At 57.8% G+C, this 21,003-nt stretch carries 19 protein-coding genes and 1 tRNA gene; 8 read left to right on the top strand and 12 right to left on the bottom strand.

Annotation, left to right across the window (positions count from 1 at the left end; translation table 11 throughout):
• Positions 1-252 precede the first annotated feature (252 nt).
• Complete coding sequence (locus tag HNI00_RS00915; protein WP_420156271.1) at positions 253-1,155, top strand: undecaprenyl-diphosphate phosphatase; 903 nt, start codon at positions 253-255, stop codon at positions 1,153-1,155.
• A gap of 134 nt (positions 1,156-1,289) precedes the next feature.
• On the top strand, positions 1,290-2,639 hold the full coding sequence (locus tag HNI00_RS00910) for a TIGR03279 family radical SAM protein (protein ID WP_316789862.1): 1,350 nt from the start codon (positions 1,290-1,292) through the stop codon (positions 2,637-2,639).
• Between the two features lie 119 nt (positions 2,640-2,758).
• Here the strand turns inward: HNI00_RS00910 and HNI00_RS00905 are convergent, their stop codons facing one another.
• The 10 genes from HNI00_RS00905 to HNI00_RS00860 all read right to left on the bottom strand — a co-directional run bounded on the left by HNI00_RS00905 (position 2,759) and on the right by HNI00_RS00860 (position 13,243).
• Positions 2,759-3,463, bottom strand: coding sequence for an SH3 domain-containing protein (locus HNI00_RS00905; RefSeq protein ID WP_316789860.1), 705 nt, complete (start codon positions 3,461-3,463; stop codon positions 2,759-2,761).
• 80 nt (positions 3,464-3,543) lie between these two features.
• Positions 3,544-4,092 (bottom strand): hypothetical protein, encoded by a 549-nt coding sequence (locus HNI00_RS00900; RefSeq protein ID WP_316789859.1) that lies wholly within the window; start codon positions 4,090-4,092, stop codon positions 3,544-3,546.
• 116 nt (positions 4,093-4,208) lie between these two features.
• Positions 4,209-6,440, bottom strand: coding sequence for a polysaccharide biosynthesis tyrosine autokinase (locus tag HNI00_RS00895; RefSeq protein WP_316789858.1), 2,232 nt, complete (start codon positions 6,438-6,440; stop codon positions 4,209-4,211).
• A 451-nt stretch (positions 6,441-6,891) separates the two neighbouring features.
• Positions 6,892-7,980, bottom strand: a complete 1,089-nt coding sequence (locus tag HNI00_RS00890; RefSeq protein WP_316789856.1) for a polysaccharide biosynthesis/export family protein — start codon at positions 7,978-7,980, stop codon at positions 6,892-6,894.
• Positions 7,952-8,176, bottom strand: a complete 225-nt coding sequence (locus HNI00_RS00885) for a hypothetical protein (RefSeq protein ID WP_316789854.1) — start codon at positions 8,174-8,176, stop codon at positions 7,952-7,954. Before HNI00_RS00885 ends, HNI00_RS00890 begins: the two co-directional genes overlap by 29 nt.
• Positions 8,177-8,309: 133 nt before the next feature.
• Positions 8,310-9,038 (bottom strand): cyanoexosortase B system-associated protein, encoded by a 729-nt coding sequence (locus HNI00_RS00880; protein ID WP_316789853.1) that lies wholly within the window; start codon positions 9,036-9,038, stop codon positions 8,310-8,312.
• Between the two features lie 11 nt (positions 9,039-9,049).
• On the bottom strand, positions 9,050-10,027 hold the full coding sequence (gene crtB / locus HNI00_RS00875) for a cyanoexosortase B (protein ID WP_316789852.1): 978 nt from the start codon (positions 10,025-10,027) through the stop codon (positions 9,050-9,052).
• A gap of 176 nt (positions 10,028-10,203) precedes the next feature.
• A complete protein-coding gene (locus tag HNI00_RS00870) occupies positions 10,204-11,391 on the bottom strand; it encodes a DegT/DnrJ/EryC1/StrS family aminotransferase (RefSeq protein WP_316789851.1) in 1,188 nt (395 codons plus the stop codon).
• A gap of 554 nt (positions 11,392-11,945) precedes the next feature.
• Positions 11,946-12,860, bottom strand: a complete 915-nt coding sequence (locus HNI00_RS00865; protein WP_316789850.1) for an ABC transporter ATP-binding protein — start codon at positions 12,858-12,860, stop codon at positions 11,946-11,948.
• 245 nt (positions 12,861-13,105) lie between these two features.
• Entirely contained in the window at positions 13,106-13,243 is a 138-nt protein-coding gene (locus tag HNI00_RS00860; RefSeq protein ID WP_068509389.1) for a photosystem II reaction center protein K, read from the bottom strand.
• A gap of 392 nt (positions 13,244-13,635) precedes the next feature.
• Here HNI00_RS00860 and HNI00_RS00855 point away from each other — a divergent pair, with 392 nt between their 5' ends.
• Together HNI00_RS00855 and HNI00_RS00850 are read left to right on the top strand one after the other, a co-directional pair.
• On the top strand, positions 13,636-13,860 hold the full coding sequence (locus HNI00_RS00855; RefSeq protein ID WP_068509385.1) for a DNA-directed RNA polymerase subunit omega: 225 nt from the start codon (positions 13,636-13,638) through the stop codon (positions 13,858-13,860).
• Between the two features lie 36 nt (positions 13,861-13,896).
• Entirely contained in the window at positions 13,897-14,568 is a 672-nt protein-coding gene (locus HNI00_RS00850; RefSeq protein WP_316789849.1) for a hypothetical protein, read from the top strand.
• Here the strand turns inward: HNI00_RS00850 and hemF are convergent.
• Together hemF and HNI00_RS00840 are read right to left on the bottom strand one after the other, a co-directional pair.
• Positions 14,565-15,638, bottom strand: coding sequence for an oxygen-dependent coproporphyrinogen oxidase (gene hemF / locus HNI00_RS00845; RefSeq protein WP_172356306.1), 1,074 nt, complete (start codon positions 15,636-15,638; stop codon positions 14,565-14,567). The genes HNI00_RS00850 and hemF overlap by 4 nt on opposite strands.
• A 308-nt stretch (positions 15,639-15,946) precedes the next feature.
• Positions 15,947-16,038, bottom strand: a tRNA-Ser gene (locus tag HNI00_RS00840).
• Positions 16,039-16,192: 154 nt separating this feature from the next.
• Between HNI00_RS00840 and HNI00_RS00835 the strand changes: the two genes are divergently transcribed.
• From HNI00_RS00835 to HNI00_RS00820, 4 genes are all read left to right on the top strand, one after another.
• Positions 16,193-16,330 (top strand): hypothetical protein, encoded by a 138-nt coding sequence (locus tag HNI00_RS00835; RefSeq protein ID WP_316789847.1) that lies wholly within the window; start codon positions 16,193-16,195, stop codon positions 16,328-16,330.
• Positions 16,331-16,355: 25 nt separating this feature from the next.
• Positions 16,356-16,478 carry a bluetail domain-containing putative surface protein gene (locus tag HNI00_RS00830; protein WP_316789846.1) on the top strand — a complete coding sequence of 41 codons (123 nt, stop codon included), beginning with the start codon at positions 16,356-16,358 and terminating at the stop codon, positions 16,476-16,478.
• Positions 16,479-17,355: 877 nt separating this feature from the next.
• The gene (locus tag HNI00_RS00825; RefSeq protein ID WP_316789845.1) at positions 17,356-18,477 is read left to right on the top strand and encodes a glycosyltransferase; all 1,122 of its coding nucleotides are present in this window, start codon (positions 17,356-17,358) and stop codon (positions 18,475-18,477) included.
• Positions 18,478-18,683: 206 nt separating this feature from the next.
• A complete protein-coding gene (locus HNI00_RS00820) occupies positions 18,684-20,930 on the top strand; it encodes a GumC family protein (protein ID WP_316789844.1) in 2,247 nt (748 codons plus the stop codon).
• Positions 20,931-21,003 lie beyond the last annotated feature (73 nt).

Genomic DNA, 21,003 nt, shown 5'->3' with positions numbered 1-21,003 from the left:
CGCGATCATGGCCCTAGCGCTGGCGCTTTGTAGGGGATTATATCCAGGACTTTATAAAGGATTTACCGAGATTTACAGCCTGTTTACCAAGCAAGGGGACTGGAAGCCGAGGAATCGCGCTTGACTCGGCTAAGATGTGGTGGAGTTTTAGAGATTAAGCGCATGGAGTTGATCAACCTGCCTCTGCTTTCGGCCTGGCGCGTGTTCCCGCAGGGTGGACAATTTGCAACAGTCTCAGGCGTTTCTCAAGGGATGCAGGAAGGAGTCGCAGGCATTGCACAGGGCTGGCCCCCGCTGGCGATCGCCCAATCTGCTGCTCCAGATGCCGCTGCGGAGCCGGGTCTGTTGACCAGTACCTTCCAGGCCATTGTGCTGGGGCTGGTGCAGGGGATCACAGAATTTTTGCCCATCAGCAGCACCGCGCATCTGCTGATTTTTACAAAAATCTTGGGCTGGTCGGCCGTGGGTGAAAAGTATTTCGTAGACGCGATCCAGTTTGGCAGCGTAATTGCCGTGTTGATGTACTTCTGGCAAGACATTCGCCAGATTCTCGGCGGCGCGTGGACTGCCCTCCAGCAAAAAGACTGGCAGCGAGAGGAGTGGAAGATTCTGGTAGGGATCGCTGTGGGCACGATTCCGGCACTGGTGTTTGGCTACCTGTTTCGCGATGCCATTCCCGAAAGTGCGCTTGTGATTGCGGTGGTGTCGATTGTGATGTCTCTGCTGTTGGGCTTGGCCGAGAAAGTTGGCAGCCGCAAGCGCGGGTTCGATAATTTATCGATTTTGGACGGGCTGCTGGTGGGATTGGGGCAAACGCTGGCGCTGGTGCCTGGTGTGTCTCGCTCTGGCTCCACCCTGACGACGGGCATGTTTCTGGGGCTACAGCGACCGACTGCGGCTCGCTTCTCGTTTCTGCTGGGAATTCCTACCCTGGCGATCGCCACGCTCTATCAGTCCACCAAAGCCTTTGACAACGTCGATCGGCTGCTGCCGCTGCTGGCAGGCATTATTTCCACCTTTATTTTTTCCTATCTGGCGATCGCCTGGCTGCTGCGCTACCTCCAGCGCAAAAGCACCTGGGTTTTTGTCTGGTATCGCCTCGCCTTTGGGGCCACGATTTTGCTCTCACTGGTAGCAGGGCTGATTCGAGAATAGGGGCGTGAATCAAAGGGAGCGGCAGAGAATGGTGCGATCAGGGGATGATGGGATAAAAGGGATCATGGAATGATCAAAGACGGGGTTGATCTGCCAACCCCCCTGCACGCCACCCTTCCTCCTCTCAACCTGCCATGAGCGACGCTGCCATCAAGCCTGCCCTGATTACCCGCGTGCTGCCCGACTCGATCGCCGCAGAGATTGGGTTTGAGCAGGGCGATCGCCTCGTGTCGATCAACGGACAGGCTCCCCGCGACCTGATCGACTATCAGTTCCTCTGCGCCGATGAGGTGCTGGAGCTAGAAGTGCTGGACGCTGCGGGCAAGACGCACCAGATTGAGATTGAAAAAGACTACGACGAAGACCTGGGGCTGGAGTTTGAGTCGGCGCTGTTTGACGGATTGATCCAGTGCAACAACCGCTGCCCCTTTTGTTTTATCGACCAGCAGCCGCCCGGAATGCGGCAAACTCTCTACCTCAAAGACGATGACTATCGCCTCAGCTTTCTCTATGGCAGCTACTTGACGCTAACCAACCTGCCCCAGCGCGAGTGGGATCGCATCGCCCAACTGCGCCTGTCGCCGCTTTATGTCTCGGTTCATGCAACGGAGCCAGAAGTTCGCATTCGCCTGCTAAAAAATCACCGAGCGGGTCAAATTCTCGACCAACTGCGCTGGTTCCAGAAAAATCGGCTGCAAATTCACGCTCAGGTCGTAGTGTGTCCGGGCATCAACGACGGCGTGCATCTGGAGCGGACGCTGCGAGATCTGGCTTCGTTCCACACGGGCGATATTCCCGCCGTTGCCTCCGCTGCGGTCGTACCCGTTGGGCTGACCCGCTTTCGCCCGGCCGAAGATGAATTAATTCCAGTCACACCGGAACACGCCCGTCGGGCGATCGCCCAAGTGCAGGCGCTCCAAGCAGAGTTCCGGGCTAAATTTGGCTCTAACGTCGTGTGGCTGGCAGATGAGTGGTTTCTGATTGCAGGACAAGACCTGCCGCCCGAATCCCACTACGAAGACTATCCGCAGATTGGCAACGGCGTGGGGTCGATTCGTCAATTCCTGAAGCAGTTCAAGATAGCGGCTCGTCAGTTGCCCAAATCTGTGAGTCCGCCGCGCCGCTGGGTGTGGGTGGTGGGCAATGCGGTTGAGCGAGCTTTTCAGCCGATTCTCAAACGCCTGAACGAAGTAGACGGACTGACTGTGGAGATGGTGGCGCTGCGAAGCGACTATTGGGGGCAGACCATCACGGTGACAGGGCTACTGACAGGGCACGATCTGGCGTTGGCGCTGGCCGGGCGAGATCTGGGAGATGGCGTGCTGCTGCCGTCGCTGATGTTGAAACATGGCGACACGCGGTTTTTGGACGATACGACGGTGGCAGATCTGGAAAAACGGCTGAAAACACCGATTTACGTCGTGTCTGGCATTGAGGGGCTGTTGGAAACGGCTGTGCAGTCTCCTGTGCTGGCTGCCCGCTAGTCGCGATTTTGGAAAATCGAACTCAGTTAGGACTTATGCAACTGGACAATTTCTCGCGGGCGCAGCCCGCGAGAAATTGTCCAAAACCCAAAGAGCTTATCGCAAGTGCGTAAGTCCTGTCAGTGTGTCGTAAACCGACTGGCGGCGTATTCCCAGTATTCGCTGTAGCGGTCGTCGGGCTGCACGTCGCAGTAAATTTCTCGGATGCGATCGCGGCTGTGGTCGTCATCGCGGGTTTGCAGGTCGCAGGTGCCACGGGCCGGCACGTAGCGATCGCCCAATTCCGATGAGCGGAAATAACGAACGCGCAGCACCGAGTCGCCCCCCAGGGTTTCGCCCACCTCCCCCACATATTCCAGCACAGCGCGGGAACTGCGGAGCCGCAGGCTGACCTCGTTATCGCGGCGCAGCCGAATGATTTCTGCCACACCAGACGTGCGATAGCGCCGGGTTTCTATGCGGCCCCGCGATTCATAGACCACGTCTGAGCTAGACGGCGGACGGCTGCTAGAGGAACTGCCCGACTCGACCGACAGATGGCGACGCTGCACCCAGCCCGCTCCGCGATCGCCCCGCACGTAGACCCAATCCCCATCGCGGCGAATCACCTCGACGCGATCGCCCCGCCGAAACACGTTGGTCATGGGATAGCTCTCGCCGGGGCCAGTGCGAACACTAAGTCCGTCGATGGTGACGCGCCCGACCTGGGCCAGGGCGGCCCCTGCGGATAGGGCGATCGCCATGCAGGTTGCCAGAGCCACGCCCACACTCCGACGAATCCGTTCACGCTGCCTAAGCTGCATCATTTTCATGATCACCTTCATGATCACCCAAAGTCACACGATCACCCGAAGTTACAACGACTCTCACAACGACCCTCACAGCGACCCAAAGACGCTCTCGACTACGCGCAGCCCTCGATATACTGCACCTCAGGTAGCTTACCTGCGCGATACTCGACCACGCGCCCCCGATCTGTTTCAAAAATCACCCGAAAGCTCTTATCCGCCTCATCCTTTGGCACGAAGGTCAGATACTTTCCATTTTCAAAGTACTCATGGGGAGTAGAGACGATCTGACCCGGATAAAGTTGCTGAATTTGCGCCTCGGTGCTGCCAATTCCTGCACCGCTGAGGGTCTTGATTGGACTATTTCTGCCTACGTCCACCCGCGCAATCCGCCCATCCGTAACCATGAAGCCCAGACCCGAAATTCCTTGAGCATTCAGAAAATAACAGGCATCCCCCTCGCTGTAAGCATTTTCTGCCCGCACCAGAGGGATGCCCGCCGCCTGCTTCGCCTCGTTGACCGTCATGCCCACGCGCACCGGGCCGACACCCTTGAGCTGCACGCGAGAATCAACGCTGAGGGTGGCTTGGGCCTGGGCAGGAGCAACGGAAACGCAGACCAGACAGCAGACGAGCATGACAACAAACAAGAGTCTTTTCAGCATAGAGTCACCGCAGGAAGGGGAATGAATGGTGGGGCGAGTAGATTTTAGATTTTGGATTGGCGGGCGATTGAGGAGTGAGGAGATTGGCGATTGGGGAGATTGAGACTGCGGCGGGGCTATCGCTTTCCGGCGCGGGTCAGGCGGGTAGAGAGCGAGTCGGGGTCGGCGGCAGCCGGGGGAAACAGGTCGGGCTGGTCTTCAATTGGCTCAAGCTCTGGTTCTGTGGGGCTGAAGGAACGCACAGGCACGTCTGCACTGTTGATCACTGCGCCCAAAAACTGGATGGTTTCTGACTCGATAAACTGATCGACGGCTTCGGTCAGCAGGCTGTCTTCCGTGATGCCGGGTCGGGTCACCAGCAAGAGTCCGTCGGTATGTGGCTCTAGCAGCAGCGCGTCAGTGTGGCGGCTGAGGGGGGGCGTGTCGATCACCACCAAGTCAAATCGACCACAGGCATCTTCGAGCAGGCGCTTGACCTCGCCCGACTCTAGAATAGCGGCTGCCTGTCGCTGGGGGCCGGGGCTTGGCAAAATGTAAAGGTTTTCTATCTCAGGCACCAGGCTAAATTCACCCCGGTCGAAGTGTTGCAGCGGCTCTAGCTGGCTGTCGGGGTTTGGCGCAACGCGCAGGGCAGTGGCTTGGGAGGGCGATCGCAGATCGGCTTCAATCAGCAGTGTCCGCTTGCCAGCGCGGGCAGAGGCGATCGCCAGGTTGTAAGCCGTCACCGTTTTGCCCTCGCCGCCCAGCAGACTGGTCACCACGACAGATTTCAGACCGCCCGTTCCCGCTGCCCGCCGCAGATTGCTCCGCAGCCGCTCATACGGCTCCAGGTAAGGCGAATCTGCCTTTAGCACCAGCGGCATGTCCTGCGTATCGGCAACTCCAGACAAATCAGGTAGTAAACCCAAAATTGGCACTTCCTGCTGGCGCAGCGCCAGTTGCAGGTCGGGTAGCGTGTGGAAAGTGGCATCCAGCGAATCTAGCAGCAGCACCAGCCCGCCGCCCACCAGCAGCCCCACCAGCCCGCCCACCAGTAAAATCGCCAGACTGTTGCGCCCTTCGGCGTTGGCGATCTCCGTCTGAGGCGGCTGCACGACTACTAGACTGCCGACGGTTTCCTCTGCCGCCAGCCGCACGTCCGCCAGCTTTGCCTGGATTTGGTCGTAGAAGTTTCGCTTCAGCACGACCTGCTGCTCCAGCCGCGATTGCTCCAACTGACGGTTGGGTACGGCGGTATATTCCTGGCGGAGTTCCTGCTCGGCGGCGCGGAGGGCTTCAAGCTGCTGCTGGAGGGATTCTCGTTCGGTTTGCAGGTTGACCAGCGTATTGGCCAACTGCTGGCGGGCGGGGTCGAGGCTGCTGCCCTGGCGGATCGTGGACAGGCTGGCTAGGGGCGCAGCAAGCTGGTTGCCACCGATCACTTCGGTCACCCGCTGCTGCAACAGCGCCTCGAAGGACTGCTGCTGGTGCTTCAAGTCCAGCATGGTGGGATGTTCGGGGCGCAGGTTGCGCGAGAGCAACTGAGTTTGTAGCTCGTTTTGGTAAATCTTGGCCCGCAGGTCGGCAATGATGGGGTCGGCGCTGAGGGCGGCGGAGGTATAGGCCTGGTCGGCGGAAAGTCCCAGGCGCGATTCTAGGCTGCGGATCTGGGCGGCGATCGCCTCTAGATTCAGCCGGAGCTGGCGCTGCTGCTGCTGGCTAGCGGTGATTGCGCCCACCAGTTGACCGTCCTGCGCGGCTTGAATTGCCGGCCCTTCGACGCGCACATATTCTTCCAGGTCGCGCTCCGCTAGCCGTAGCTCCTGCGTCACCACAGGCAGCAGCCGATTTAGGTTGTCGATGATTTGCTGGATTTGCTGGCGGTTAAACAGGCGGCTCTGATCTACCATTGCCTGCATCAGTGCCACCACCGTCGCCTGGGCTACGCGATCATTTGGATCGCGATACTGCACCAGCACCCGCAGCCCCACTTCCTCCGCATTCCGATTGCGATTTTCTCCTTCGGGGCGGGGATTAACGACTACCGCGGCGTTGCGCCGAATGATAAAAGCATCTGTCCTCACCTGTTGGGTGGCAAGCTGCTGCACTGCGGTTTCTACTACAAAGTCCGATAGCAACGTTTCTGCCGTCATCACCTGGGCCTGCTGCTGGAGGGCGGTGTTGGTCTGGCTAACGGTGACGGGCGGCGCAGCATAGCCCAGCATCCCCCGCGAGATATAGCTGGTCGGCGGGGCGGGCTGGAGTGCAGCCACGCCCGATAGCCCCATTACCAGCGCGAACCCTGTCAGCCCGGCCCACTTGTGGCGGTCTAGCGCTACGAGATATCGCTTGATCAGAGGGGAAACCATTGAGGGGATTGGGGATTGCGGCGGGACTAACTCAGGCGAAGGGGAACAGGGAGACGGCGCTGCCCATCATTCTGGGCTTGGGGCTACTGTGTATACGCCTCGATTGTTTGCGTCAAGCTCTGAATGATCCCCCTAAATCCCCCTTAATAAGGGGGACTTTCGACCCCCTAAATCCCCCTTAATAAGGGGGACTTTCGATCCAGTTCTCTCTGCTGCGGGTCACTCTGGGTTCGATCCCCCCTTGTTCAAGGGGGGTAGGGGGGATCGGTTCCCCCCTTTGCTCAAGGGAGGTAGTGGGGATCAAAGCATTGCCACTCAAGCATAGAAGACTTGCATATACACCGTAGAGGCTTAGGGAGGAGGGATGCTGACCCTGGCTGCATTTTGCGGAAATCGGACGTTCAATTTGATATACCCACCGTAACGCATCTTACGGAAGTCTTAGGCTGAATTATGGCTCAAACAGGCTTTCCGAAGCTTCGGTGAGTCGGTCGAAAAACAGCAGGAAGCCCAGCACATCGCGGAAGGGCTGGGTGAAGACATTCAGTGCATAGGTGACGCGGCTGATCAGGTTGCGCCCGATGATGATTACGTCGTTGTGCTGGAGACGGGGGTTTTCTTCGGGGTCGCCGCGTAGGGCCCGGCGGGCGTTGAAGTCGAGGCGGATGGCGCGGCCCTGGTCGGGGTCGTAGCGAATCAGAGCGATGTCGCGCAGGTCGGCGGTGTCGGGGTTGGGGCCGATGGCGGCGATCGCATCTAGGAAATCACTCCCGTTGGGTAGGGTGATGTTGGCGATCGCCCGTCCGCCGCCGCGGCCCCCCAGGCTGTTGGAATAGTTCAGCACGCGGATGTTGATCTGCGGCTGGGCGAGGGTAGAGCGGGCGGTCAGGTTGGGGTCGTAGCCGTCTCGGTTGGCAGCGGTGAGGGCAGGTACGATAACAGTGTCGCCATCGCTGAGGCGTACAGCGGGCAGCGCAGTCGAGTCGCGCAGGGGCGTATACAGATCGAAGGTGCGCTCTAGGGCTGCTCCCGTTGGGGTAGTGCGGCGAATGGTCACGCGCCGCAGGTCGGCTTGGCGCGTCGTGCCGCCTGATGCCAGCAGCGCGGTAGAGAGTTGCGGGCTTTCCATGGGGTAATAGCCCGGCCGAAACACTTCTCCCAGCACCGTCACCCGCACGGGCCGCTGCGCGACCAAAATCACGTCTACCTGCGGATTCACTACAAAGCGGTTGAGTTCCTGCTGAATCTGTAAGCGGGCGCTGTTGAGGGTTTGTCCGTCTAGCCGCAGCGACCCCACCAGCGGCACCAGCAGGTTTCCTTCTAGGTCGAGCGTGCCCTGAAAGCTGAGGTCGGGAAACCGCAGCACGTTTACAAAAATTGAGTCGCCGGGCCCCAGTCGATAGCGGTTGAAATCGGCAAGGGGCGTGGGGCGGGTAGGCGGACGAGTACGAGCGGCGGGCGGCGGGCTGTCGGGCGGCGGGCTGTTGGGCGGCGGCGGGTCTTTTTTGATATCAAGCCGATCGAGCGAGGGCGGCGGCACCGGGATGTCTACGGTTTGCGCGGTCGCAGAAGCGCCCCAGACAGAAGCGCTCCAGACAGAAGCGCTCCAAATGGTCAGCAAAACTAGGGGCAGACCAGACCAGCCAGGCAAACGGGCGATCGCCCAGGGGAAACACGTCGCGGGAGCGGTCATAAACACGCAGGATAAACTCCACCCAATCCAGAGCGAGACACATAGCCGATCCTGGCTAGTATTGGCTGGATTTGACTACAGTTTGACTCAGGACTACGCATTTGCGATAAGGTTTCTGAATTTTGGACGATTTCTCGCAATCGTCCGACTGCGTAAGTCCTATGACTCTATCTTCTTCAAAATGCACCCGCCATCAGTGCTGATTGTACGGCCTTTGCCAATAACTCGGCATCAGCGCGGGATTCCTCCAGGTTGCCCAGCGGCTCCATCGGCAGCAGCAGGGCGATCGCCACCCAGGGCATCCGCTGTTGCTGCGTCCACTGCATTCGCTGGTCGGCCCAAAACCATCGCCCCGGATCGGCACTGCCGCCCGTCGGCCAGGCATACCATTGCACGACGGCGTAGGTCTGCTCGGCGTTCCAGTGGCGCGAAAATCGAGCATTGACCAGAATGGGCTGGCCATCAGAAGCGTTGACAGAAAAGCGCAAATTTCGCCGCGAATCGACCCGCAGCCCAAACTCGCCGCTAAAGCTGACCCAATCGATTTCGGGGGCATCGGCCGACCGCATGGGCGATCGCAGCAGCAGAATCGCAGAGGCAGGAGACTCGCTCGATAGTGTGGCTAGAGGGCCAGACGGTTCCCGCACGATCGTTTGCATTGACCAGCGCCGCACGCCGATGCGAATCTCCTCGCGGCTCTCGGTTTGCCATCCGGCAAGGCCCAGCCCGCTTTGCCGCAAGGCCTGCACTTGCTCCAGATGCGCCATTTGGGGCGGCTGTGCCCAGGGCCACGGCTTGCCAAAGTAGCCGGGGAGGGCAGCGGCCAGGGCGATCGCCAGCAGCAGCAGCGCCACCCAGCCGCGCCACGGGCGGGATAGGGTGGGTTTCGCGGGGGTTGATTTCACGGCGATTTCTCCTAACGGCGCGGCAGCAGCGGTTCTGAACGAGGCCCTTCAGCGAGAGGAGTCTGGTCTACTGGGACAGGCTGCCAGCGATCGCCTAGCCACTCGATCCCGCGCCAAACCCACAGCAGCCCGCCCAGCGTCAGTGCGGAATAGAGGTCGCCGCCCCAGCCTTCGTGCAGCCAGTCGAAGGCAAGTTTTTGTTCGGTGCCGTGCAGGTAGGCCAGCATTGTGTTTCGCAAGATATTGGCGATCGCCGTCAGTCCTACAATCCCCAGCAGAAACAGGGCCGCCTTGAAGCGCGATTCCCGTAAGGATTGCCTCGTAAATCGCCAGCCCTCGGCTGCATAGAGCAGGATCAGCCCCGCGTATAGTCCAGTAAACAGGAGCTTCAGCCCCGCGCAGTAGGGCGCAATTTCCACCACCTGATTGTTCACATACACATACACCTGATCCACGCGCACATCCATGCCTATTTGGAGCAGCAGAAACCCAGCGGCGATCGCAATCAACTGTTGCAAGGGCAGGATGTAGGGGGTCAGCAGATAGGGAAACGCCGTCGGCGTGGCCAGCGCCACCAGCAGCAGCGGAAACGCCATCAGCCGCAACCCCGCTGCACCTTTGAGCCAGAGGCATAGCCCCGTCAGCACCAGCGGCAGCGACAGGTTCACTGCTTCGGCAACAGGGTGAAGATAGAGCCGTATCCCCAGCAGCAGTAGCCCCAGCCCCAGGCCGTGCGCCCAGCCGATGCGCTGTTCCGGCAGCGCCTCCCAGTCGCCTCGCCGCTGCCACCCCAGCCACGCCGCCAGCGGTAGCCCCAGCAGCCCGTGGCTATAGTATTCATGCTCAATGCTGATGGTCTTGTTCAGCCAGCCCTCTGCCCAGTGCAGCAGCAGCGGCCCGTAGAGCAGCCCCAGCAGCCCCAGCAGCAGCCAGCCTCGAAATCGAGAGGGCGATCGCCAGATGCCAGAGCCAGAATAGCGAGGATGCATGGTAGTGCCCGTGCGGGAGGTGATGCAGGGATGCGGGAAAGGACGAGGTTTAGAAGTTTACTCTAGCATTCCACTACTGAAACTACTGAAACTACTAAAACTACTAAAACGCTCCAACGTCCCAGTGCCCCGACGATCCAATCACTCCCGCACCCAACGTCTCATCCCACCATGATTCAGCACGACACCGAAAACGGCGCACTCACTGCCGCCTCGATCGCCCCGACGACGCGCTGAATCTGAGCGTCTGTCATGCCGGGGTAAATCGGCAGCGATAGCACCTGATGGCTCAGCCGCTCGGTATTGGGAAAATCTCCCAGTTTATAACCCAGATAGCGGAAGGCGGGCTGCAAATGGCAGGGTACGGGATAGTGGATGCCTGTGCTGATGCGGCGAGACTCTAGCGCAGCTTGCAGAGCAACTCGCTCTAGAGGGCAGGCATTGGTTACACACACCACGTAGAGATGATAGGCGTGGCCGCCGCCGCTGACATTGGTGATGGGCTGGATTCCCGCAAACTGGAGGGGGGCCAGCAGTTCGTCGTAGCGCTGGGCAATCCGCAGGCGATCGCGGTTCCAGTGGGGCAGGTGGGGCAGCTTCACGCCCAGCACAGCGGCTTGCAGCGTGTCTAGGCGGCTGTTTACGCCAAACTCGGTGTGGTAGTGCTTGCAGGGTGCGCCATAGTTGCGGAGCGATCGCAGCCGTTCGGCAATCTGCGCTTCCCGCGTCACCACCATGCCGCCATCGCCGAGCGCCCCCAGGTTCTTGCTGGGATAAAAGCTAAAGGCAGCCGCCATGCCAACAGAACCCGCACGATAGCCTTCGCGCTCTGCCAGATGCGCCTGGGCTGCGTCTTCAAAAATCATCAGGTCGTAGGTGCCAGACAAATCGAGCAACTGACGAGGCGACACCATTTGCCCATAGAGGTGAACCGGGATGATGGCCCGCGTGCGGGGCGTAATCGCCTTTTCGGCGGCCACCAGATCTATCAGCGCGGTATCAGGTTCGCAGTCCACCAGCACCGGGGTTGCGCCCGATTGCAGCACGCCGATCAGCGTCGCCACAAAGGTATTTGCAGGCAGCAGCACCTCGTCGCCCTGCCCGATGCCGCAGGCCCGCAGCCCCAGGGTGATCGCATCTGTCCCAGAGCCTACCCCAACGCCATGCTCACTTCCACAGGCGCGGGCAAAGGCGATTTCAAAATCGAGCAGCGCCCCACCCAACACAAAGTCTCCCTGGAGCATTGCCGTCTGAATCACTGCTTCAAGCTGAGGCTGGAGCGATCGATGCAGCAGCGCCAGGTCTGTTAGCGGGATGGGGGATGAGATAGCTTGTACCGGGGGAATTAGCACGGAAATAGTCATAGCAAAACGGGATTTTGGGGGTTCAGACGCTAGAGGGTCAGGGAACTTTCGCTGTCATGCTGGGTCGAGCAGGGCTAAAAGGTTGCCTGATTAGGGTTTACGAGCTTCCGCATGATTCTGACTTTTGCACTTACTGCAATTGCATTAACTGCAATTGGCTTCGATGGGCTCGATTGGCTCGATTGGCATCAGTGGGCATCAGTGGGCATCAGTTGCCGTCTTTGGATCTGGGGGGATTTGGAAATGGCTCCAACAGTCTCCAATACTGTTATGCGGGATGAATGCTAAAGATATCCGCAGGGGCGGCATAAAGAATTAATGAAAGCTGTGTTGGGATGTAACAATGAGGGCGCGTGTATCCCCTTAACTAAAAGCAGTTCAGTTCCTTTTGGGTAAGAATTGCGACTTTGGTTCGCATTATTTCTACAGGAAACACCGGAGATGGGTCAGGTCAGGACGTGCCCCACATCTGCCTGTTGCGGTGTTGCCGTGCAGCAATAGCGTGCAGAGTTCGTATGCAGAGTTCGTGTGCGGAGTTCGTATGCAGATCCTGCTCAAGCTTTGAGGCGGGTGAGCTTGAGAAAAATATCGGTGAGGCTGGCTTCGTCGCGGGTGATGCTCAGCAGGGGCAGGGGGTTGAGGATGTCCAGAACCGGATACAGCAGGGACGAATCGGGGACGGTGAGGGTGCAACCCTGCGCTAAAACCCCTAGCGCGTCTAGCTTTTGCAGGCGATCGCCCGTGAGCGGACTCTCCAATTCAATGTGGTAGGCAGAGCCAGAAAACTGACGGATTAGCTCAGGGGTGGCTTCCTCCGCCACAATTTCACCCTGACGGATAATGGCAACGCGGTCGGACAATTCTTCGGCAATGTCAAGCTGGTGCGTGGTCAGCAGGATGGCGCGGCCCTCAGCGGCGATTTCTCGCACCAGTGCCTTCACCGCCTGCGTCGCCTCAACATCCAGCCCCAAGGTCGGCTCGTCCAGCAGCAGCAGTTGCGGGTCGTGGATCAGCGAAACGGCGATCGCCAGCTTTTGCTGCATCCCCCGCGACAGAGCTTGCACCACGGTTTTGCGCTTTTCCGTCAGCCCAAACCGCTCCAACAGCGCCTTGCCTCGCTGATGCGCCACCCGTCGCGATAGCCCCCGCAGCACGCCAAAGTATTCCAGGTTTTCCTCACAGGTCAAGCGCCAGTAGAGGTTGCGGTTTCCTTCCAGCACTGCGCCGAGCGATCGCAGCGCCCGACTGTCTCGGTGCGGATCGCGCCCAACGATTTGCACCTGGCCCGCATCGGGCAAAATCAGCCCCGCAATCATCTTGATGGTGGTGGTTTTGCCTGCCCCGTTTGGGCCCAGAAACGCCAGCACCTCGCCCGCACTCAGCACCAGCGATACGTCTCGCACGGCGGGCACTTCCATCTTCTTGTCTCGATAGACCTTTCTCAGACGTTGGGCGCTCAAAACTGGCATACAGAAGCAAAGTCCCCTTGGCAGGCTACTGGCAGGCGACCACTAGCGGATGATGCGGATTATAAAGTTCCTTATGTAAACGAATCGGGCGGACTGGGCGAATCAGCTAACTGGGGTAGACCCTCAGGACACGAAGAAGCTAGGGCATGAAAGGCATGAAAAAAGGCGGGAACCAACCTGTCCCCACCCCCTTCAAAGAACCTGAGAAAATCACAACCTTGGTAAAGCAGCTTAGGCAAAGCAGCTTAGCGGAAGCCCACGGCGGCTTGCCACACAAACGCCAGCAAAAAGAAGAACACGGGAATAATCGGCAGCACATCTACCAGGGGGTCGAAGATTGCGTAGGCTTCGGGCAGTTTTGCGAGTAACAGAGCCGCTTCCATGAGTGAAATAACCTCTCCAACACAGATCTCATAATTGGTGCATATCTTAACATGCGGTTAGGTTCCGAAACTATGCCTGCTCCGATTTTGTCCAGAGATTTTGCTCCATCACGTTGATCCAGCTAATCCAGCTTAATCCAGAGATCCAGAGGTTTTGCCCAGTGATTGCCCAGTGGTTGAATTCAATACCTTTGCCAACAGAGTGTCTACAGAGGGTCTATAGAGCGATGGATTGATGAGCCTCGCGCTGCTCTGAGCGCAACTTTGGTTTGATGGTCGGCATCAACCGCGACTCGATTGGCTACACTGGAGTACGTCAGTTGGTTTGCGCGTTGACTTGTTTAGTTGACTTGTTTACTTGTTCTGTTTACTCGTTCTAAGGATTGGCAGCTATGAAACGGTCTCATTTTGATTCCAGCCATTTAATGCGTCGGGCTGAGGATCTCATCAACGCGGCTTCCAATCGCTATCGCATCACAGTTCAGGTGGCCAATCGCGCTCAGCGCCGCCGCTTCGAGGAGTTTGACAGCCTGGATGATCCCAAGATGAAGCCCGTGATTCGCGCCATTATTGAAATGTCGGACGAGCTAACTCAACCAGAAATTATTGGTGAATAGCGCAAGCTCAGTTGGAAGGAATGTGGAGGGGAGACCATGCGATCGCGCTCACGCCGACAAACCCGGATTCGGCTGCTCTCTCGGTTGATTGCCGCACTGCTGATCGCGGCAGGCATGTTGCTAGCTCTGGGGCTGATTGCGCCAACCCAGACCCGCTATGCCAACTCGCCGCTGGGGGCACAACGGGCGATCGCCCAGCAGTATGGCGTTCCCATTCCCAGCCGCGTGGCAGAGGAGATCTATCGCCGCCTGCCGGAGATACCGCTTGAAAATAATTACATCTCTCAGCGCACGGGAGCCGTCGATCCCGAAGATACCTTCCTCAGCCGGATGATCCGATACCACACGCTGATTAAGGGGCGATCGCCCATCTCCCGGTTTGACTGGAAGCTGACCCTTGCGGATTACCTGGGCATCAACGAGCCGATGGTTCCTGGCTCCTATCCTGGAGCCATTAATCTCACCACCAATCCTCTAGAGGCAGACACCGCCGTGGTCAACCAGTTCACCCGCGCCCAGCGCGACGCACTGGTGAACACGCTCGTTGCCTTTTTTAACCCCAGCGTGCTAAATCCGCCGCCCCAGTTGACACCCTCTGGCGTGTCCGCCGAAACTCCCCAGCAGAACGCGCCCCCCGTTGGTCGTGGCTCCACTCAGCCCCTGCCGCTAGAGCCACGACCCGGAGATGCTCAACTTTTGATGCCCTAACCGTTCCACTCAGCCCAGTCCTGCGGCTTCAGAAACACCTCGTATAGCTCTGCTTCGGGTGTGCCCGGTTCCGGCTTGTAGTTATATTCCCAGCGCACCAGCGGCGGCAGCGACATGAGGATTGATTCGGTGCGGCCGTTGGTTTGTAGTCCAAAAATCGTGCCCCGGTCGTAGACCAGGTTGAATTCGACGTAGCGCCCGCGCCGATAAAGCTGGAAGTTCCGTTCGCGATCGCCATACTCGTCATGCTGATGCCGTTCGGCGATGGGCACATAGGCAGGCAAAAAGGCGTTGCCACAGTCCTGCACAAAGGCGAATAGATCTTCCCAGGTGCGTCCCTGCACGGGGCCGACCTGCTTGCTGTAGTCGGCTGCGGGGGTGTCGCTGTGGGAGCCGGGATAGGAAATGGGATAGAGGATACCCTGCGTGTCTTGATAGTCGAAGAAAATGCCGCCCACACCGCGCGTTTCACCGCGATGCTTGAGGTAGAAGTACTCGTCGCACCAGCGCTTAAAGGCGGGGTAATAGTGGGGGTTATGGCGATCGCACGCCGCTTTGATGGTTTTGTGGAAATGGGCGGCATCTTCGCGGGTAGGATAGTAGGGCGTGAGGTCAATGCCGCCGCCAAACCACCACACTGGGCCCGCCTCAAAGTAGCGGTAGTTGAGGTGAACCGTAGGAATGTAGGGGTTGCGGGGATGCAGCACCATCGACGTACCCGTGGCATAGAAGCCGTGCCCCGCCGCCTCTGGGCGCTGCACCAAAATCGACGGGGGCAGATCCTTGCCCCACACTTCTGAGAAATTCACACCGCCCTGCTCAAACACACGACCGCCCTTCAGCACGCGCGATCGCCCGCCGCCGCCCTCTTCGCGCACCCAGCCATCTTCCTGAAACTTGCCCTCGCCGTCTAGTGCCTCTAGTCCCTGACAGATGCTGTCTTGCAGCGCCTTCAGCGCCGTGCTAACACGCTCCCGCGAATCCGCAGGGGGCATTACATTAACCGCAGCGTTCGTAGAGACGGAACTGGGAGACGGAGAAGTCGCTTCGGGAGAGGGAGACGTTGCCATGATGGAAAAAGAACAGTTGCTAAACGTAAAGGAAATGATCGACGAAACATCCGCAGCACTGATGCTGCATACGGTTTTCACCGTTTCCGGATCTAGACTATCCCGGAACGGTGCCCAATGCTTATGCGGTCAACAAATGTAACGAAAAGTGCAAAAAAGCTTAATAGACAGAGCTAAGGCTGCGTTCAGCGGGTAGAAGCGATCGCCCACTTCCGGCAATTTTAACTGGCTCAACTGCTGAGTGCGCTCGATCGCTAGGACGTGACCCAGCCCTCTCTGAGCAATGCCCAAGGTTCATAAATCTAGAACGGAGAGAGAGGGATTCGAACCCTCGGTACGGACTTTCGAACCGTACAACAGATTAGCAATCTGCCGCTTTCGACCACTCAGCCATCTCTCCAAGATGCCGAAGCTTCATTTTAACAGAAGTCTGGTGTGCATACAAACTCTTTTGGAACACGACAGCGCAATCAGAAAAGGCACTAGACGGGGGCAGCAACTTTGCTGACAGACTCGTTCCAGCAGCCTGTTGACGCAAACGGCGATCCCGCAGATTGTTTAATGCCGGGGTGAAAACTGGGCGATCGCTCGAAGCCTCAGTCCAAGCCGCCTACCTCGACAAAAACCTGGCCCGACGAGGCAATCAGCGACTCCTGGCAAACCAAGCGATCTTCTTTGAATGGCAAATTTGAATGGCGAAACCGTACCTATCTTTCGGTGAACGATAATCAAGCGGGCTTTTCTGCTGGTCGTGATTTGCTGATCAACGTCACGGCGATCGCCCTGAGTCCGGGCGATGCCCAGGCAGGGGTATTGTCAGTCGGCAATTACTTTGCCTAGAGAGAGCATTCTAAACTTAGCAAGATTGTTGACTGCGAGCCGGTTTTGTAAATGTTTTGTCTGGGAGTGATGACTGCAAGGTGAGAACTTTTGAATGTGAGAATTTCTGGCTGCCCAAAATGCTGTATCGGAGGGCGATCGCCAGGTTTTTCCTGATGTTCTGGATAGGAAACGGCAGCGATTAGCAACTCAGAATAACTGTCAAAAACACTATCAAAAACAGTGCCCAAAAGCGGCCGGGGAGCAGACGGTTTTCCCTGGCCGCTTTTGCATGGGCTACGCATTGGACTAGTACAAAACTAGAAAATTGGGGCGATCGCCATTGAGGATGTATCTGATGATCTCAGTAATTACTCGGATATCCTCAGTCATTTCCCGTTAAAAAAACATGAACTTCAGACCGAAAGATAAAAACTAGTGATAGAAGCTGAAAGTGTCTGCCCTCAGGACTTTGAACCTCTAAAGAGAGTCGCACCTTCTTGATAACTTCATGAAAAATTCATGATTTTGCCCTTATGTATGAAGATTATGTAAACCTTTGTTGGCGACGACATCGTACTTTTACGAGTTCCGGTTAGTCTACATAACTTCTAGCACCAAATGATATTAATGCTGGAAATAATGCTGGAAAGTGCATCTGTTCTATAGCCTGCTGCGCTGGTTCTATGACGTTAACCTTAATGGTCTAAATCGGGGTTCCAATAGCGTTCTAAATGGTGATCTAAAACTTTGACGACTTAAAAAATATTGGAATTAGTCAGGTTGCTGGTTGGGGTTGAACAAGCCGTGTTTTATTGATGCCTTGACTGTTATGTAAATGCTTCCCGTTTTGCTCATGGCTGGGATATTGAACTAGCTAGATACAGAGTTTCTAACCATGAAAGTTGCGCTGGTACACGACTATCTAACTCAGCGGGGTGGGGCAGAGCGGGTTTTTGAACTGCTATGCCGATATTTTCCAGACGCAGATATTTACACGTCTTTGTATGACCCGGAGCGCACGATCGAACTGGGCGATCGCGAAGTGCGAACCACCCTTTTGCAGGCGATGCCCAATGCCTCGAAGTATTTCAGGCTGCTGGCTCCGTTTTATTACCCAGCATTTCGAGCGCTCGATTTGCGAGATTACGATCTGATCGTGAGCAGCAGCACCAGCTTTGCAAAAGCCGTGCGAAAAGGGGCCCACGCAAAGCACATTTGCTTTTGTCATAACGTCCCCCGATTCCTTTGGGATACGCAAAACTATCTGCGCGAATATCGAGATTTTCAAACGTTTTATCCCGCTATCGATGTGGTGTTTAAGATCCTGAGAAAGGCAGACTTGGCCTATGCTCAGGAACCAGATTTGTATATTGCCAATTCCAACACAGTGGCTCGACGAATTGAGGCGCTTTACAACCGCCCAGCGGTGACGGTGAATTATCCAATTGATGCTAGCCTGTTTCAGTTTTCGGACAAGAAGGATGACTTTTATCTGGCTTCGGCGCGGCTGCTGGGCTATAAGCGGGTGGATGTCATCGTAGAAGCGTTTAGCAGGCTGGGCTGGCCGCTGCTGGTGTCGGGAGAGGGGCCGGATCGCAAGCGCCTGGAAAGCATGAGCGCCAGAAATATCCAGTTCTTGGGCTACGTCAGCGATGCGGAGCGGGCTAGCCTGCTGGCGCGGGCGAAGCTGGTGGTGGTGGCGGCGCTGGAAGATTATGGTCTAGTGCCGGTGGAGGCGAATGCCAGCGGTACGCCCGTGGTGTCCTATGGCGCGGGTGGCGTGCTGGATACGCAGATTCCAGGGCTGACGGGGTTATTCTTTCAAGAGCAGACGGCTGCTTCGCTGGAGGCGACGCTGCTAGAGGCGGTGCGGATGCAGTGGGATTATTCCAGGATTCGGGATCACGCGCTGAGTCGATTTACCAAGAAGGTCTTTTTTGACAAGATTGGGGAAATTATCGACGGGGTGTGCGATCGCCGAGCAGTTGCGTTTAGCTCGGTGAGTCTGGCTCGATGAGCCTAGATGAGCCTAGCTGAAGGGGTTTATTTCAAGGTGTTCTTTTGTTTCAGCGCGTGCTGCAAGAATATTCGTCCAGAGTTTTCATTTGGGGTGTTTGTCTAGATTCAGTGATTAAGCTCAGTCATAAAGGTCAGTCGTAAAGGTCACTCCATACAGGTCACTACCGGAGTTCCAGATTTTGAGTTCATGCGGGATGAAGAATCATGCTTGAGGCGAAACTGAATGGGTCAGCCGACTCGGAACTCGGCTATGGGCAGCTTTTTGCCACGCTGATGCGGCGGCGGCTGTTGCTGCTGGGGGTGCTGCTGAGTACGATGGCGGTTTCAACCTTGCTGTCGGCCCGCAAGGACGCGACCTATCGCAGTTCGATGCAGCTTTTGGTGGAGTCGAACTACGAGCAGAAGGCGAATCTGCGGGGGGCTGTGCCAGAGACGCTGTTCACGGCTCCAGCCGCAGTCGAAATTGACTACGCCACGCAAATTCGCCTAATGCAGAGTCCCATCCTGCTGGGGCGGGCGGTGGAGGCGTTGCGCTCTGAGTATCCTGACCTGGGATTGGAGGACTTGAAGCGGGGTCTGGCGGTGAGCCGCGTGCTGGAAACCGAAGACAAGATTGAGACGAAAATTCTCCAGGTGGACTATACCAGCGGCGATCCGCTGAAGTCGCAGCGGGTGCTGGAGGTGATGAAAAATGTCTACCTGGCCTATAACCTGGAGCAGCAGAAGCTCCGTCTAAGCAACGGTCTGTCGTTTATTGACGAGCAACTGCCTACGGTGCGGCAGGAGGTGGCGAATGCAGAGCGATCGCTCGAAGATTTCCGCGAAGGGCAGGGCATTATCGACCCAGAGCAGCAGGCCACGGAGTTTGCGAAGGCGCTGAATGCGATCGCCGAACAGCGCCGCGCCATCCAGGCCGAGTTTCAGGATAATCAGATGCGGTTTCGCGACCTCCAGCAGCAGCTTGCCCGCACGCCCCAAGGGGCGATCGTCGCGTCGCGCCTGAGCCAGTCGCAGCGATTTCGCAACTTGCTGACCTCGCTGCAAGAAACTGAACTAGCGCTAGCGGAGCAGCTGGTGACCTATACCGATCGCTCGCCTACAGTCCGCAGCCTAACGCAGCAGCTTGACCGAGAGCGGGCGCTGCTCCAGCAAGAGGCCAGACGCATCCTGGGCGATCGCACTGAGCTTTCTGAAGACAAACTCTATACCGAAGCCCAGATGGGTGAGGTGGAAATGGGGCTGGCTGGGCAGTTGGTGGCCACGCAGACCAACCTGGTGGGCTTGCAGGCTCGCGATCAAAGCCTGGCCCAGGCCGAAGCCCAGCTTCGCAACGAGCTAAATCAGTTTCCGCAACTGATTGCCGAATACAACCGCCTCCAGCCCGACATCACCACCAAGCGCGAAACCCTCCAGCAGCTTTTGAAAGCACGTCAAGAGTTGGCCATTGAAATTGGGCGCGGTGGCTATAACTGGCAGGTGGTGGAAGCGCCAGAGCAGGGCATTAAAACAGGCCCACGGGTGCTGACCGATCTGCTGCTGGGAACGGTGCTGGGGCTGTTTTTGGGCGCAATGGCGGTGTTCTTGCGCGAGTCGATGGATGATGTCATCCACTCGCCCGAAAAGCTGACAGAAACGGTCGCCCTGCCGCCGCTGGGCATGGTGCCAAGGCTGCCGCGCAGCATTGTCGGTCAGCGCTGGCCGCTGGGGGGCCAGTTGCCGCTGTCTGGGCGATCGCCCGCTGCGTTGCCCATGCTGCAAGCTGCCCAGTGGCCGCTGTTTCGAGAGTCGATGGATCTGGTCTACAAGAGCCTGCGGCGCAGCAGTCCGGCATCGGCCCTGCGATCGCTCGCTATTACGTCTGCTCTGGCGAATGAAGGCAAAACGCTGGTGTCGATTGGGCTGGCCCTGAGTGCGGCGCGACTGCATCAGCGGGTGCTGCTGATTGATGCCAACCTGCGATCGCCCAGCCTGCACCACCAGCTCAACCTGCCCAACCGCCAGGGACTCTCCACCCTGCTCAGCGGCGAAGATCGGCAGCCCCTACTGCACAGCATCGGCGCAAATACCGATGTGCTGACGGCGGGGCCGCTGTCCAGCGATCCGGTGCGCCTGCTCAGTTCCGACGAACTGCGGGACTGGATTAGAGCGTTTGAAAAAGACTATGACCTGGTGATTCTGGATTCCTGCGCTGTGCTGGGCGTGGTGGATGCGATTCAAACCGCCTCGCTTTGTGAAGGCGTTGCCGTCGTCGCTCGTCTCGACAGCGTGTCCCAGTCCAGCCTGATTCAGGCAGCCACGGCGCTCAATGGCTTGAACGTGATTGGAATGATTGCCAACGATGTGAAGGGCGCTCAGGTGGCCTATGGTCGCCCGTCGGGACTGGGGGCCCTGTTTGCCGAGTCCGTTTCTAACCGCGAAACTGCCGAATCCGCAGGACGAGATGCCGCCTAGCAAAGGAGGTTAAGGAGCTTTATAAAGACTGCGTAGAGATCCGGGATAACTAAGCTGTTTTGTTGCTCCGCCC

Source organism: Thermoleptolyngbya oregonensis NK1-22, assembly GCF_032705245.1.
GTDB lineage: Bacteria > Cyanobacteriota > Cyanobacteriia > Elainellales > Elainellaceae > Thermoleptolyngbya > Thermoleptolyngbya sichuanensis.
The sequence above is the reverse complement of the archived record's forward strand: the minus strand, read 5'-3'. Positions and strand labels throughout refer to the sequence as shown.